We start from the raw sequence: 16,102 nt of genomic DNA, 5'->3' as shown, positions 1-16,102 counted from the left end.
AAAGTTTCTATATTTTTTCCGTGCTTTTTAACTCTTTAAAAAGACTTAGAGTAATTAAAATAATAATTATTCCTAAAGGAAAGGCTGCAATAATCGAAAGACTTTGTAATTGGTTTAAACTTGTGCCCGTCAAAATTAAGGCTGCCGGCAATAAAACAAAAACTATAGACCAAAATGCACGTAAGCCCTTTTTCGGTTCCGTATTTTTTTCAAGATTGGTTTGAGAATAAGAAGCAATAACAAGGGTAATTGCGTCAAATGTACTTGAATAAAAGGCAATCATAGTAACTACTAAAACAGTCAATACCAATTTGGAATACGGAAGAGTTTGAAGGATTTGCAAAATAACCTTTGAAGGCTCAACATTATTTAATGCCGCTGCGGAATCCAAAATACCCTGTACCTGCAAATGAAGTCCGTAATTGCCTAAAATTATAAACGAACAATAAGTACCGGCAATACCGCAAAGAAGTCCGCCTATTACCGTATTTTTAATTGTTCTTCCTTCAGAAATTGTACCGATAAAAAACGGAGTTGCAACAAACCATGCAATCCAATAAGCCCAGTAAAAAACCGTCCAATTTTGAGGAAAGCCCGAACCTTCCGAACCTGAAATCCTTAAAGGGTCCATCCAAGTGGACATGGAAAAAAAATTCTGTAAGACCTTACCTATTCCCGTAATACCGGTTTCTATAATGTATATTTTAGGCGAAGCTATAAATACCAAACCTAAAAGAATACAAAAAGAAATGACTGATATTTTTGCAAGCCTGGAAATACCTTTTAAACCTAACAAAACTGCAGCCGTATAAACCGCCGCAATAACTAAAAGAATTATAAGGGTTAAAATTTTACTTTCCGGGATACCGAAAAGACTTGAAACCGCAAGCGATAAAAGAGGAGTGGCCAAAGAAAAAGTAGTAGCCGTTCCGGCAAGCAACCCTATAACCGAAAATACGTCAATCAGCTTCCCAAGCCCCCTATCTATATGTTTCCCGAAAATAGGACGGCAGCTTTCCGAAAGTTTTTGTTTTGTCCTTCCGCGTACGTGCAGCATAAAGCCAAAGGCTACGGCAGGTACTATATAAAATGCCCAAGGCGTTATTCCCCAGTGAAAAAGAGGATAAGCGGAAGCCCAGTCCTGTTTTTCGGCAAACGTTAAATTTTTCATACCGAACGGAGTTTCCCGAAAATAATAAGCCCATTCAATAAGCGACCAATATAAAATATCCGCCGCCATTGTGGAAGTAAAAATCATAGAGCCCCATTCAAAATTAGAATAACGAGGCTTTTCGATATTACCCAATTTTATTTTACCGTATTTTGAAAATGCCAAACCTATTGCCGTAATTACAAGCCCCAGCCCCAACAGCATATAAAAAAAACCGAATTTGTTTACAAATACATACCATAAAGAATCAACTATTTTCATTGAAGAATCGGGCAGTTTTAATAAAAAAAACGCAACGGCGATAATTACGGTAAGGGGTACTGCCGTAATAAGCCAATCAATTTCCTTATTTTTAATCATCGTTTTCATTTTTATTCCTTTAATAACCGCTTAATTTTTTTTATAATAATCCTTTGCGTAACGGTACATCTTTAAACCGTAGTCTCCGAATTCGATACCCAGCGCCTGTTTATAGCTTGTCCACAATGCCCATAAAAAACCGCCTAATACTACATAACAATAAACCCTAAGCCTTTCGTTTTCCGAAGGCTCGCGTTCAAAATAAATATTCATTAAATTTTCTATTTGTTCGTTTTCGTAATATGAATAAATTGAAAACATAGCCAAATCGGCAAGAGGGTCGCACATACCGGCATATTCCCAATCTATTAAATAAACCTCGTTTTCCGAAATTAAAAGATTATCCGGAACCAAATCTATGTGGGTTAAGGCAAAGGATTTTTCGAGCCGTTTTAAATAATCCGAAATTTCACGTACCATTTCACGCACTTCAAGATAATCGTTATAAAGAATTCCGTTTTTTTCATTTGCAAGTTTTTCGTAATAATTTATACGTTCTTCAAAATTAAACTCATGCTCGACTTTTATATTTGAAGAATGAAGAGTGCGCGCAGCCTGCATGCAAAGTTTTAAATCGCAGCTGTTATTGGGGTCGGCATTGCGTACTCCTTCCATAAATTTTGTAATTTTTACGCCGCGTTCGGAGTCGAAAAAAATAATCTTATCGCTTAATTTTAACGGAGCAATTGCAGTGTAAACGGCATGTTCATGTTTACGGTTTATAAGCATATTCGTGCCTTCACCGGGGATTCTAAAAATATATTTTTCTCCTTCAACTTGAAACAAAAACGATTTATTCGTCATTCCGAAATGGAGAGGCTGTAAATTAGTAATACTGTGTTCACCCCTTTTAAAAACGGAAGAAATGAGCTCAAGCCATTTATCATGAGAAGAAATAAGATAAGAGGAATCAAACAGGCGTATTTCATCAAGAGATTCGAATTCGTAAACCTGTCCCGCTTTTTGTTTATTTGCAAACATTGTAAGAGTTTTTAAATTACGCCTGTAAACGTCTTCCCAATACCAATCATCGGTATCTTCCAAATTATAGGCTTCTTCGATAAGCGGCACTATTTTTTTTGAAAACTCTTTGGAAAAATAAACAGGGCCGTACATAACCCAACTGTCCTTCCCGCCTACTTTTACGGTTAGGATTTTATCGTGTAAACCCGTACGTAATACCCATTCCTTAGTTTTACCGAAAATTTTAACGGAAGAGTACCAGGAATCGTATTCATGAGAATGGTACATATTTTCACGGAGCCAATTATCGCTTGAAAGGATATATGTATTTTTTAAATATTTACGTGCATGGTAAAGGGTGGAAAGATTATTTTTAGATTTAAAATCGGGGTTAAAAAGAAGTTTAACGCCGTATTTATCGGTTAAATATTCGAACGTATCTTTTAAGTAGCCTACAACAACCGTAATATCGTTTATACCCGCTTCTTTAAGCTGTTTAATTTGCCGCTCAATCATACGTTCACCGAAGATTTCCAAAAGCCCTTTAGGAGTAGCGTATGTAAGCGGAACAAAGCGGGAACCGAAGCCGGCGGCCATAATAATTGCATTATCCACTTTGCATTCCGCAAAAACCGCAAATGCTTTTTGAGTAAGCCGCTTTTTCCCGAAAGCGGGGACTCCTTCCGTGTATAAAAGCCCGTCCTGCTCCATATCAAAAAGAATTTTATTTACATAAGCTAAAGAAATCTTTAAATTTTTTGCAATATCTCTTTGTGAAATATCTTCGTTTTCTTTCATCAGCTGAACAATTTGAAAATACCGTCTTTTCATATAAGCGGTTATACAAAAAATAGCGTTCACTGTCAATAGGTTTTAATATAAAAAACGAACATTTTTTTAAACTTTTATAAAAGACCGCAAAACGGTAGGGTAACCAAGGTTACTTTGAAGGTAACCAAAGTTCTTTTTTAGGTAACCAAGGTTCTTTTTTGCTTTTTTGCAGTGTTTTTTATGTAAATTTGTTTTACACTGATGTATAATGAGTTAATGCAAAAAAACCGCGAAGCCGTACAAAGCGTTGAGCAAAGTTTAGCCCATGCAAAGGAGACCTAAAAGGATTACGGAGCAAGACACCTTAAAAACTTAACGCTTTAAGGACAATAGCGGTAAAAAACTGCATAAGAGATAAATGGATATCGATAACCGGCGATTATTCCGGTTAAACAAAACCGCAGAGCACGCAAAGAACGCAAAGAAAAACAAAGGGTTCGTAAAACAAAATCTTAGCGGTCTTTGCGCTCTTAGCGGTTAAAATACAACCGCAAAGCTCGCAGAGTACGCAAAGAGGGAATAGAGGAGGTTGCAAACAGCGGCACCACGAAAAGCCTTAGCGGTCTTTGCGTTCTTAGCGGTTAAAACAAAACCGCAGAGCACGCAGAGCAACGCAAAGAGGAATGAGGGTTTGTAAAACACGACACCCCGAAAATCTTAGCGGTACTTTGCGCTCTTAGCGGTTATAAAAACAAACCGCAGAGCACGCAAAGAACGCAAAGAGGGAATAGAGGAGGTTGCAAACAGCGGCACCACGAAAAGCCTTAGCGGTCTTTGCGTTCTTAGCGGTTAAAACAAAACCGCAGAGCACGCAGAGTACACAAAGAAGAACGATGAACAAGGGCTTACAAACGGCAGCACCACGAAAAATCCTTAGCGCCCTCTGCGCTCCGAGCGGTTAAAAACAAAACCGCAAAGCTCGCAAAGAATAACAAAAGGAGAAAAGAGAGGCCGACACCCTCGCTCCTATACTTTTATTACAAATAAAACCCGCAATTTTGCGGATAAGGAGAGTAAACGAATGAAAAAAACAAAACTATTTAATAGAACTGCGGTTCTTGCATTTATGGGAACGCTTTTTCTTTTTTCGGCTTGCAAACAGTATAAGGCAAGTTTGGAAGAATATTTAAGCTATTGGTCAAGCCAAGCCTATATAAGCTCTATGCACATAGACTCAAGCGTTCTTATAGACGAACAGGGCTTTACGCAGCATAAGCTCCGAAGCGGACTTAAGTATTACCCTTACTCTTCAAAATCCGAAAAAATTCGAATTTATAATGCCTTCTGCGGGTGAAACAAGACAAATAGTTTATTTTTCTCAACCTGAAGGAGCCGGTTTAAGCGATTACAGCCTGAACCAAATAGACGGCAACACTTTAAAATTAAACCTTAAAAGCGGCTTTTTAAAAAAACACGAATGGGGTAAGGAGATAAGCCCTACGATTACCTTATACAGCACGGACGGAAGAAAATTTAATAAAACATACGATTTTACATTAAGAGCAAACACCCCGCCTCCTTCTCCCAAGGCGGTACTTGCCAAAAGTAAAGATGGTAAGTACGTTATTTGTATTGAAGTACCCGATATGAATAAAAATACGGGAAGCGGTCTTTTACACAAGGACCTTTCAAAAATATTTATAGATGACAGTTATTATGATTTTTCGGTAAACGATACACAAAACGGTTTTAACAAGCCTGAAGACCACTCTTTTATTAACGCTTCCGACACGGTAAAACTTGAAGGCGGCGGAGAGCTGCCTACAAGCAACTGGGTTTTATATTATAAAACAAGTGTACAAGTAGGAGGAGAGAAAATATCGTATAAGATATACCTTAAAGACAGTAAGGGCTTAACTTCCTCGGAAATTACTGTCGGCACTCCTTTAAATAAGGCATCTCCGGTTAAATTAAAGTATGGCGGTAAGGAAATTCTTGAAAACAACGAAAGTACTCCATTTGAAATCGGAACAAGTTCAGGCGAAACCATAACACTTATAGCAACATCGGATACTCCCGGTGCAAAAATAAAGGGTACTAAAAAACTAAATGGCGGTGAAGAAACACTTATTGGAAACTCTTCTTCGCTTGATATAACATTACAAAGGGAAGGCTCTGAGGAGCCTACTTATAAACTTGTTCTTTATGCGACAGCGGATAGCTTTGCCGACAGTGAGGTGAGAACCTATTACATTAAACTTACGGATACGGTAACTATAAACGGAAGCGAGGGCAATGCTTGGAAAACGTTAAAAGAAGAAGCGGAAAAGCCGAGCGGCCCTTCTACCATTATTATACACGGAACAATAAAGGCAACGAGTGCTCCGGGCGATAACGGCGAAATAAGCATAAGTAGAGACCTTACGATAAAAGCGCAATCGGGAACCGCCGTACTCCACGCAAATGACCTGTCGCGTATCTTTAATGTCGATTCGGGTAAAAAACTCACTCTTGAAAACTTGACATTGCAAAACGGCAAGGCCGGTCCCGGAGCGAGCGGAGGCGGTATATTTGTTAATAGCGGTGCAACACTGGCGATGACGAACGTTACTATAACAAACTGCGAAGCTTCCCATTCCGGCGGCGGCATTTATTGTCAAGGAAAAGTAACGCTGACAGGCGTTTCAAAAATTACCGTCTGTAAAGCTCCGAACCAGAACGGCGGCGGCGTTTACGTTGCAAACGGAGGGGAATTCACTATGGGAGGAGATAACGCTTTCGATAACGTTCTTATTCAAAATTGTTCTGCAAAGGAAGGCGGCGGCGGAGTCTATGTGTTTGGAAACGGCAAATTTGCTATGAAACAAAACAGTTCCGTTTCAGGCTGTTCGATTACCGGCGGCACTCCTAAGGGAAGAGGCGTTTGCCTGATAAAAGCCGGCACGACTTCTCCTTCATTTACGATGTCGGGCAGCGCAAAGGTTGACCAAAATAATGATGTTTACCTGACGGAAAACAGCAAGATAACCGTAAACGACAACCTTACCGAAAACCCCGCAGCTCAAATAACGCCTCAATACTACACGGACGGCAGGCAGGTGCTGGACGGCTCGACGGTAGGTTTGGAGTACGACAAATTCAAGGTAACGCCTGAAGGCTCAACACAGTGGTTTGTTGATAGCAGCGGAAATTTGACAAAGAAAAACCATACCGTTACATTCAGCGTAGAAGGCGGACAGGGCGGCTCACTCAAAGGTACATACAACGGCTCCGAAAAAATAGCAAGCGGAAGCAGTATGGAAACCTTAACCGTTTCGAATGGAGCTTCCGTAAACTTTACCGCAATGCCGAGTGTAGGCTACGAAGTAGAAAGCTGGACGGTTTCTCCGAGCGGTTCTATATCGGGCGGTAATCCCGGTGAGACAACCGCAAGTCTTAACAACATAACCGAAAATAAAACCGTAAAGGTTAAGTTTAAGAAAAAGACCTACGTCGTAACGTTTAAGGTAGACGGCGGTCAAGGCACGCTGCAAGGTACATACAACGGCTCCGAAAAAATAGCAAGCGGAGGCGCTGGTCAAAACTTTACCGTACAGCACGGCGGCAGCGTTACCTTTACCGCAACACCCGATCCGGACTGGGAAGTTGAAAACTGGAGCGGTGTAACGGCAACGCCTGCAAACAGCACTACTGCAACGCTTTCCAACATACAGGAAAATAAAACCGTAACGGTGAAGTTTAAGAAGAAGACCTACACCGTAACATTCAGCGTAGAAGGCGGAGCTGGCGGAACTCTTCAAGCCGGCTCAAACGCTCCGACAACAAGCGGCAGCATTGAAGTTACGCACGGCGGCAGCGTTACCTTTACCGCAACACCCGATCCGGACTGGGAAGTTGAAAACTGGAGCGGTGTAACGGCAACGCCTGCAAACAGCACTACTGCAACGCTTTCCAACATACAGGAAAATAAAACCGTAACGGTTAGGTTTACAAACGAACTTGAAATTGCAGGGGGCAGCGGCGCTTGGCAAAAACTCAAAACGGAAGCGGAAAAACCGAACGGCGCCTCTATTCTGCTCATAAGCGGAAATATAACGGCAACAGGCGGAGCTGATTCGGGGCAAATAACCGTCGGCAGAAACCTCACCGTTAAGCCCAAATCGGGAACCGTTACGCTCGACGCAGCGCAAAAATCGGGTATCTTTAAGATTCCCAACGGCAAAACGCTCACCCTTAAAGACGGAGTAACGCTTAAAAACGGAAAGGCGGGCTCAGGCGGCGGCGTACACGTAGAAGCGGGCGGCACCTTCAATATGCAAGGCGGCACCATAACAGCTTGTACCGCTACCGAAGGCAAGGGTGTACACGTAGCATCGGGCAGTACCTTTAAAATGTCGGGCAGCGCAAAAGTTGACCAAAATAACGACGTGTACCTTACAGACGGCACAAAGATAGAGGTAACCGGCACATTAACTCATAAACCTGCGGCAAAAATAACGCCTGCCGGCTACACGGACGGAAGAGTACTTGCAACGGGAATTGAGGCTAAAAAAGAAAACTTTACGGTAACGCCTGAAAGCGGCAACAAATACTGGCGATATAAAAAGGTAGGCAATGACATAAAGTTTGTAAAAGGAAAACTGACGGTTACCTTTGATAAAATTATCAGTATAGAAGAGCATGATGGTACTACAGATGCCGAATATTATTGGACACTGAAAGTTGATAATAGAGAGGTACATGTTCTAACCCATCATAACTCGTGGAAACCTAAGAAACCTGGAGCAACATATAACATAAACAAAAGCGGAGAAGCCATAGTTTTTGACAGCGATAGGATGGTGCCGATTTACTTTTTGATAATGGAAGAAGACCATAGTAGTGATGATGACATTGTTGCGGATACAACTAAAACTATTTTTTACGACTATGACAGGGATTGTCTGAAGTTTGAGAGCCAAGAGATACACTTAAATGAGACAAAAGATTTTGTATATGAAGTCCGCAGCGAGAATGGCGATGTAGATGTTTACTACTCCATAAAATGGGAAGACAATCAGTAGGGGTAATTGGTAATTAAATTACACATTGAACATTGAGAAAAGGATATCGGTAAAGCAAACACGCCTTACCGATTGGCAAAACTTTGCAAGCTCTCTATTTCTTCTTTGCGTGCTCTGCGTGCTTTGCGGTTTTATTTTACACGACACTCCGAAACTCCTTAGCTGTCTTTGCGCTCTTAGCGGTTAAAATAAAACCGCAAAGCTCGCAGAGCACGCAAAGAAGAACAGAGTGGCTTACAAACGGCAACACCCTGAAAAGCCTTAGCACCCTTTGCGCTCTTAGCAGTTAAATAAAACCGCAAAGCTCGCAGAGAGAAAGAGGGAATAAGGGTTTTGCCAATCGGTAAGGCGTGTTTGCTTTACCGATATCCTTTTCTCAATGTTCAATGTGTAATTTAATTACCAATTAAAATAAAACCGCAAAGCACGCAAAGAGGGAATAGGGGCTTATAAACAGCGGTACCCCGAAAACCTTAGCGGACTTTGCGCTCTTAGCGGTTAAAATACAACCGCAAAGCTCGCAGAGCACGCAAAGAGAAACGAGGGGGAGAGGAAAACAGTAGCACCTTAAAGACCTTAGCGGACTTTGCGCTCTTAGCGGTTAAAAACAAAACCGCAAGGCACGCAGAGTACGCAAAGAGGGAATAAGGAATTGGTAATTAAATTACACATTGAACATTGAGAAAAGGATATCGGTAAAGCAAACACGCCTTACCGATTGGCAAAACCGCCCCTCACACACAAGCAAAGCGCGTCAGCGCCTTTGCCTGAAAAACCTAAGCGGGAGCGGACAGGACGTCCGCCGGAACAGCCCCGGCGCGAGTTTTCTGCAAGAAAACTCGAAGCCCAAAAAGGTACGTAACGTACCTTTTTAATCGAACATCACACGGTTAAATACCGGGGATTCCAAAGGGGACACCCCTTTGGCAGCGTTGAAAAGGAGATAGGGGGTCGTAGGGGGAAAGAGGGAAACTTGCGTCTGACAAGTGTCTCTCTTTCCCCCTACAAAACCGAAGGGGTCTAAGGGGAACCTTCCCCTTACAACACGGTTCGCCTCTCCCCCTTTTAAATCTCCGTATCTTATGCTATACTTAACCGTGAGGAGGGACAGGCTGATGAGTAAGAGCTTTGACGAACTGACAATAGCGGACGATTTTATGTTCTGCACGGTAATGAAAGACGAAGAACTGTGTAAAGAACTTTTAACGATGATTCTAAAAAATAGGGTCGGCACCATCGTAAAAATCATTCACCAAAAAGCCGTAGACAACAAAATCGGCTCAAAAAGCGTCCGCCTCGACTTAATGATAGAAGATGATACGGGTAAGCTTTACGACATCGAAATGCAGACGACCGACCAAAAGAATCTTCCCGTAAGAATGCGCTACTATCAATGTGCAATTGATGAAAGCTCACTCAATAAAGGAAACGACTACAACGACTTACCGGATACGTTCATCATCTTTTTTTGCACATTCGACTACCTAAATCAAGGCTTACCGCTTTATACAATTCAACCAATATGCAGTGAAACAGGTCAAATATTTCAAGACGGAACGACCAAAATTATAGTCAACAGCAAGGCTGCTGAAAAAGAAGCAGACACTGAACTGAAAGGGTTTCTAAACTATATGAATGGAAAAAGTCCGGATACGGATTTTACAAAACGGTTGGAAGAACAAGTGAGCAAAACTAAAACCGATGAAGAGAGGAGGCGTGAATATATGAATATACAAGCATTTGAAATGGACGCACGAAGAGCTGGAATACAGGCAGGAATTGCTAGAGGTATAGCACAAGGCAGAAGCGAAGGCTTTTCCGACGGAGCGAGGCAAACGAAACTGGAAACGGCTCAAATACTAAAACGGCTTGGCGATTCGGTACAAAAAATAATTCAAGCGACCGGTTTAACTAAAGAGGAAATAGAAAAGCTGTAAAACTCTTTAGTAACCGGGCATTAGAGATTAAAAAATAATCTGCAAGGCTGAGAAACGGCATATAATAATGCGGGTTTGCAAAATAAATTTTCAAGCAAACTAGACAGTGTATAAAATTGGCGGTATCCATGCCGCATATTTATAACTTTTAACTATGATTTTAAAAACAGCTGAGCCGTAGATAAAAGACAGCTTGATAAAGTGCGTGTTTAAGCGGATATTATATTTATGATAATTGTTAATTATCGATTTACAGGTTTAAAATGTTTAGCGAAAATACTCAAGAAAAATCTTTAACAGCCGCTTTTGTTCGGTACATCGGTAGAATAAATTCCGGCGCATTTATTGAATTTTTAAAACTTGGAATGGACCGATGCGGTTTTATTTCAGCTTGGCTTACTGAAAACGAAATTCCTCATAAGGTTGTACCGATTGCAAAAAAGAAACACATTATAATTAAATATTCACCGCAAAATTACAGTTCGGCTTTTAAGGTAAAAACCCTTGTTGCTCATTATGACCGTGAAAAAAACACGGAAGGAGCAAACGATAATTCTGCGGCTTGTTTTCAACTTATGTTGTTTGCAAAAACCCTTCTTAAAATTAATTCCGTGCATAACATAATAATAATTTTTACTGACGGAGAAGAAGCCGGGGCAAAAGGCATAACAAAGCAGGGTTCATATTTACTTGGAACGGGTTTAAAAAAACTTGGAATGGAAAACTCCGATATTTTTGTTTTTGATATGTGCGGAAGGGGAGATACCTTAATTTTATCCCAATCCGGTATTTGCGGGCGTCCTAAGGAAAGAGTTTTAGCTTTAGATATTTTACATTCGGAAGCTTGTGCTTATGCCGAAAAAGCTTGTCCGAATAACTGGCTTTCACTTTTGACGCCTTACAGTGATAATGCGGGATTTATTGCCTCAGGTTTATCCGCTCAAGTTATTACCGTATTGCCTTACGATGAAGCAAAATTGCTTTTACAATATTTACCTAAAAATATTTCTTCTCATTTTTTTAAATTTACCGAAGAAAAAAACAAAACGGCAATTCATAGTTTAATAGAGCTGATAATTAAAAATAAAAAACCTCAAAAAAATTCTCCTTTTAAAAATATAATTCCTCAAACTTGGCAGCTTATGCACACAATATACGATACTGCAGAAACTCTAACCCCCTCGGCATTCTTTCTTATCGAAAATTACTTACATTGTTTAGCGGGAATTTAAAATCGGTAAATTTTTTATAGAATAAATCCGAAAAAAACTTAAATTTACGAATTTTTAAGTAAGTTTAAATGGTAGTTCGGTTTTGATATTCATGGCTTTAATTAAGAATAACAATTAAATTGTAATTTTTATTATTAGGCTGGTATGATAACCCGACAGCTTTTATAGAAAAAACCGTCTAGTACAGCCTGCCAACCGGAAGAGTATTACAATATATACAATAACAGCCGAACAGTTTCTTGAGTGAATATCTATTTTTTTTAATGCATCAAGCTGTGCCTGTGCAACATTATCATCTAAGCCGTTTATCGTATCCTAAAACTTTATTTTTATTTACACACTATCTTTGATATATACGTTAAGTTCGCCCGTGGTTAATTATGTTTTTATTATTATATTTTTCCACTTTTAACTTCCTTTAAAGTTAATAACCGTAAGAATTATAAAATATTATTTTGTATAGGCAATGTCTTTTATTATAACTTAAGCTTTTACCGAGTCTATAGCTTTTTTTCGCTAAGGGCAAGCTCTATTGTTTTAAAATAAAAATTGTCCGCATAAACCTTTAGTTAAATTTCTTTATAAATTATATGCGGTCTATCATCTTTTTTGCAATATATTATTTCAGCCTCTACTTCATAAAGGGTTTTTATTATATCTTTTGTAATTACTTCATTTACGGCTCCCTGAGCTATTATTTTTCCGTCTTTTAATGCATATATTTTATCGCAGTACATCGCCGCAATATTAAGGTCGTGAATAGCTGCAATAACCGTTATGTTAAGTTTTTTTACAAGACTCATAAACTGAAGCCGGTGTTTTATATCCAAGTGGTTTGTCGGTTCATCGAGAATTAGACAATCGGTATTTTGTGCCAGGGCTCGCGCTAAAATTATTCTCTGCTTTTCGCCTCCTGACAGCTCGGAAAAATTACGGTCTGCAAACGATTCCATATTTACCTGTTCTAAGGCAGTGTATGCAAGTTTAATATCTTCTGCGGAATCCCTTTCCATAAACCGCTTATGCGGGGAGCGTCCGATTAAAACCATTTCAAGTACGTTAAAATCAAAATGAGTTTCGTTATGTTGAGCCGCTACCGCTATTTTTTTTGCCGTTTCTTTAAAAGGGTATTCTTTTATGTTTTTTCCGTCTATCATTATAATGCCGCTTTTAGGCGATAAAACCCTGTAAAGGCATTTTAACAAGGTGCTTTTCCCCGAGCCGTTAGGCCCGATAATTCCGACTATGCCCTTATTTTTTATCGAAAGAGTGATACCGTGTAAAATATCTTTATTGCCGAAGGCGAATGACAAGGCCGTACTTTCCAAGGTCATCTATGTCCTTCCTCCGAAACCGTATTCTTTGTTTATTAAAAGATATAAAAATACGGGGGCTCCGATGAGAGAAATAACCACTCCTACAGGAATTTCTCCTAATGAAGAAATTGAGCGGGCAAGTACATCTGCCCATATAAGAATTACGGCTCCTATTAAAACCGAGGCCGGTATTATGTTTTTATGATTAGTTCCCCAAAAAATGCGGGCAATGTGCGGAACTATTAAACCTACAAAGCCTATAATTCCCGCATTGTATACTAAAAACCCGACTATAATCGAGCTTAAAAGTAAATAGGCCTGTCTATAATAATGAAGGTCTTTTCCGAGGGTAATGGATACGCTGTCTCCTAAAAGCATAAGATTAAGGGTTCTGTATTGCGTCATAAAAAAGAAAACCCCTGCGAGTATAATACTTGACAATAAGCCAAGATTTTCCCATTTTGCACCTCCGAAGCCGCCCATAAGCCAAAATGAAATACTGCGCATAGCTTCCCTATTTTTTGCGGTAAAGACGATAAATGAAGAAAAGGCTGAAAAAATTGTGCTTACCGCAATTCCGGCCATAAGAAGTTTTACGGAATTTGCTCTTCCGTTGATATTTGCGGCTTTCATTACAATTAAAGATGCCGCGAAGGCTGAAAAACAGGCGCAAAGACCTACGTAGTTGGGGCCTAAACCGCTTCCTATTCCTAAAGCGATGGCAAGGGTTGCTCCGAGTGAAGCTCCGGAAGAGATGCCAAGTATGTAAGGGTCCGCTAAAGAATTTTTTACGACCGCCTGCATAATTACACCTGTAAGAGCAAGCCCCATACCCGTAAGACAGGCTAAGATAATTCTCGGAAGCCTTATAACCCATACAATATCGATAGCGGATTTTTTAACGGCAGTAAGCGTTCCCGTTCCGAAAATTTTAAATTGAACTATTTGAAGGATATCCTTAGGCACAATGCGTACCGCTCCGAATCCTATCGATAAAACAATCGAAACAAAAAGAAGCCCTAAAAGGAATAGGAGTGCCGAAGAGATAAATACCGCTTTCAGCACTCTATCTTTATTGTTTTTGTTCATATTTAGGAATTTTAAAGTTCGGGATATAAACCTGCAATAATCGTTTTTATTCCGTCATAAGTTCTTATTCCGCTTGCATATACTTCACTTAAAGTAATCGGTAATACTTTTTTGTTTTCTAAGGCGGAAATACTTTTTAAGGCTTCATCTTTTATAAGCATATCTACGGCTTGCTCTTTTATAATTGCGTCTCCGTAATATACCGAAAATATAACCTCAGGGTTAAGTTCTATCAATTCTTCTTTGCCTATATAACCTTTATCTGTACCTACAAGTTCAGCTCCTACTTGAAGGGCAATATCCCCTCCGATTGTTTTTGCTCCGTAGACTCTGTACTGTCCTTCTTTTTCAACTTCAATGATAATTGCCAGTACCTTTTTTTTACCTTCAACATATTTTTTTGCGGCTTCTATTTCGGCTTTCATCTTATCGACAATATCTTGCGCTTTTTGTTCTACATTAAAAATTTTGCCTATGTTGAGAATATCCTGACACTCGTTTTCCACCGACTCTTGTTTTTTTAAACCGGAATCCTGCCAAATATATGTTTTTGTACCGCGTTCGTGCCAAAAGTTTACATCGCCGTAACGCTTTTCATTAAACAGCGATGACCAGCCGAAAATAAAATCGGGTTCCATATCTATAATTTCTTCTTTCGACGGTCTTTTGTCTTTATAATTAACCTTACCGAAATCTTCTTTGAATTCTTCTTTTACGGGGTCGTCAAGACCTACCGCAAGAATCAGTTTGTCTGCAAGGCCTAAAGCGAGCATAGTTTCAATCGGACTTTGATAAAAAGCTATAACCTTTTCAGGAGCTTTTTCAAAAGTCAATTCAATAGGTTCTCCCGCATAATTGTAGGTGGTAATTGTTACGGGATAAGCGTCGCCGGCAGGTTGCATAAAATCGCCTGCATTTTGCATTTCTTCTTTTTTTGTGCAGTTTAAAAAAATAACCGTCGCCGATAAAAGAAACATAAAACGGAAAATTTTCTTTTTGGTGTTCATAATTTTTCCCCTTGAAAATAAAAAGATTAAAACCTTAAATTTAAACCGCTTTACGTGTGCATTAAAAATAACAGAGTACAGTAAAAATTTATAAAGTCTTCTTAATATACTTTTTGATTTCAAAGAAGTATAAATTTTTTAAATACGAACTTTGAAAAAGAAAACCTTATGAGAAACATAATTTGTATTCTGAACCTTATCGACCGTAAAGTACAGTATAATTCCGCATACCGGCAGGTCTTCTGACTTCGAGCTTTAACACCTTTTTAAAGCCTTCCCGATTTCTCAGTGACATATTTTTAAAAAGATTGAACTCTTACAGCGGCGGGACCGTGACGGAATTACACCGTGCTTCCCTTTTAAACCTGAAATTGCGGTACCGGTACGGGTTTTAAGTAAAATTATTTTAGGCGTTTTTTTTATTTATGTCAAGTTATTATTGCCGTTTGTCCGGAGGAGTTTCTTCCTGTATAAGATTAAAAGGATATTCTCTAACTCCGTCTATGGTATTATAAATTTCTTTAAAGCCCGCTTCCGATAATGTCAGTGCGGCTCTCGCCGAAGCGGAGCCTACATTGCAATATAAAAACAGCTTTTTATCTTTAGGAAGGTTCGCAATATTTTTTTCAAATTCCGCAATGGGAATGGACGGAATGGAGATTGCCCCGAGTATATGCCCCATATCATAGGCCTGTTTTGTTCTGCAATCAATAATTATTATATTAGGAGAATTAATTTTTTGTTCAAAAACAACACCTCTCATACAATCGTATTTTATTGTTTTGTATGAATACTGTTTTATTCCTTCGGCATTATATATAATTTTACAACCGGCTTCGACAAAAATCTTTGCAGCTTCAAAACTGTCGTCATCGGTATCGGCATACACATAAATAGGTTTTTCTTTCCAATCTTCAAATTCGTTTACACGCGTATTTATTTCGCTTTTCGGAATATTTATTGCATTAGGCAAGTGTCCGTTTTTATATTCCGTATACGGGCGTGTATCTATAATTAAAATAGTGTCTTTTGTTCCTTCTGCATTTAAGTTTTCCAAGTCCGAACCTTTTACATCAATTACAGTTATTATTTCGGCACAAGATGTAAAAATAAAAACGGCCGATACGATAAAACAAATAAAAACCTTTTTCATCATTTTCTCCATAATATTTAATTTAAATTATATTGAGTTT

General features: G+C 39.3%; 10 protein-coding genes and 1 riboswitch. Of the genes, 4 read left to right on the top strand and 6 right to left on the bottom strand.

The window, feature by feature from the left end; genetic code table 11:
• Positions 1-7: 7 nt before the first annotated feature.
• Both DYQ05_RS00255 and DYQ05_RS00250 read right to left on the bottom strand, forming a co-directional pair.
• Positions 8-1,540: a BCCT family transporter gene (locus tag DYQ05_RS00255; RefSeq protein WP_206183621.1), complete on the bottom strand. Its 1,533-nt coding sequence runs from the start codon at positions 1,538-1,540 to the stop codon at positions 8-10.
• Between the two features lie 21 nt (positions 1,541-1,561).
• Positions 1,562-3,325: a phosphotransferase gene (locus DYQ05_RS00250; RefSeq protein ID WP_206183620.1), complete on the bottom strand. Its 1,764-nt coding sequence runs from the start codon at positions 3,323-3,325 to the stop codon at positions 1,562-1,564.
• A gap of 1,021 nt (positions 3,326-4,346) precedes the next feature.
• Between DYQ05_RS00250 and DYQ05_RS00245 the strand changes: the two genes are divergently transcribed.
• From DYQ05_RS00245 to DYQ05_RS00230, 4 genes are all read left to right on the top strand, one after another.
• Positions 4,347-4,619 carry a hypothetical protein gene (locus tag DYQ05_RS00245; protein WP_206183619.1) on the top strand — a complete coding sequence of 91 codons (273 nt, stop codon included), beginning with the start codon at positions 4,347-4,349 and terminating at the stop codon, positions 4,617-4,619.
• Entirely contained in the window at positions 4,603-8,328 is a 3,726-nt protein-coding gene (locus tag DYQ05_RS00240) for an InlB B-repeat-containing protein (protein WP_206183618.1), read from the top strand. The genes DYQ05_RS00245 and DYQ05_RS00240 overlap by 17 nt, the downstream gene beginning before the upstream one ends.
• A 1,115-nt stretch (positions 8,329-9,443) precedes the next feature.
• Positions 9,444-10,265 carry an Rpn family recombination-promoting nuclease/putative transposase gene (locus DYQ05_RS00235; protein ID WP_024470688.1) on the top strand — a complete coding sequence of 274 codons (822 nt, stop codon included), beginning with the start codon at positions 9,444-9,446 and terminating at the stop codon, positions 10,263-10,265.
• Between the two features lie 263 nt (positions 10,266-10,528).
• Entirely contained in the window at positions 10,529-11,497 is a 969-nt protein-coding gene (locus DYQ05_RS00230) for a M28 family peptidase (protein WP_029410715.1), read from the top strand.
• A gap of 569 nt (positions 11,498-12,066) precedes the next feature.
• Here DYQ05_RS00230 and DYQ05_RS00225 read toward each other — a convergent pair.
• The 4 genes from DYQ05_RS00225 to DYQ05_RS00210 all read right to left on the bottom strand — a co-directional run bounded on the left by DYQ05_RS00225 (position 12,067) and on the right by DYQ05_RS00210 (position 16,062).
• On the bottom strand, positions 12,067-12,831 hold the full coding sequence (locus tag DYQ05_RS00225) for an ABC transporter ATP-binding protein (protein ID WP_206183617.1): 765 nt from the start codon (positions 12,829-12,831) through the stop codon (positions 12,067-12,069).
• Entirely contained in the window at positions 12,832-13,902 is a 1,071-nt protein-coding gene (locus tag DYQ05_RS00220; RefSeq protein WP_206183616.1) for a FecCD family ABC transporter permease, read from the bottom strand. It abuts the gene before it with no gap.
• Positions 13,903-13,913: 11 nt separating this feature from the next.
• Positions 13,914-14,909 carry an ABC transporter substrate-binding protein gene (locus tag DYQ05_RS00215; protein ID WP_252723416.1) on the bottom strand — a complete coding sequence of 332 codons (996 nt, stop codon included), beginning with the start codon at positions 14,907-14,909 and terminating at the stop codon, positions 13,914-13,916.
• Between the two features lie 215 nt (positions 14,910-15,124).
• Positions 15,125-15,308: riboswitch (cobalamin riboswitch) on the bottom strand.
• A 37-nt stretch (positions 15,309-15,345) separates the two neighbouring features.
• Positions 15,346-16,062, bottom strand: coding sequence for a rhodanese-like domain-containing protein (locus DYQ05_RS00210; RefSeq protein WP_024469826.1), 717 nt, complete (start codon positions 16,060-16,062; stop codon positions 15,346-15,348).
• Positions 16,063-16,102: the final 40 nt, after the last annotated feature.

Source organism: Treponema pedis (genome assembly GCF_017161325.1).
GTDB classification, from domain to species: domain Bacteria; phylum Spirochaetota; class Spirochaetia; order Treponematales; family Treponemataceae; genus Treponema_B; species Treponema_B pedis.
This window is presented reverse-complemented; position numbering and strand designations above follow the sequence as displayed.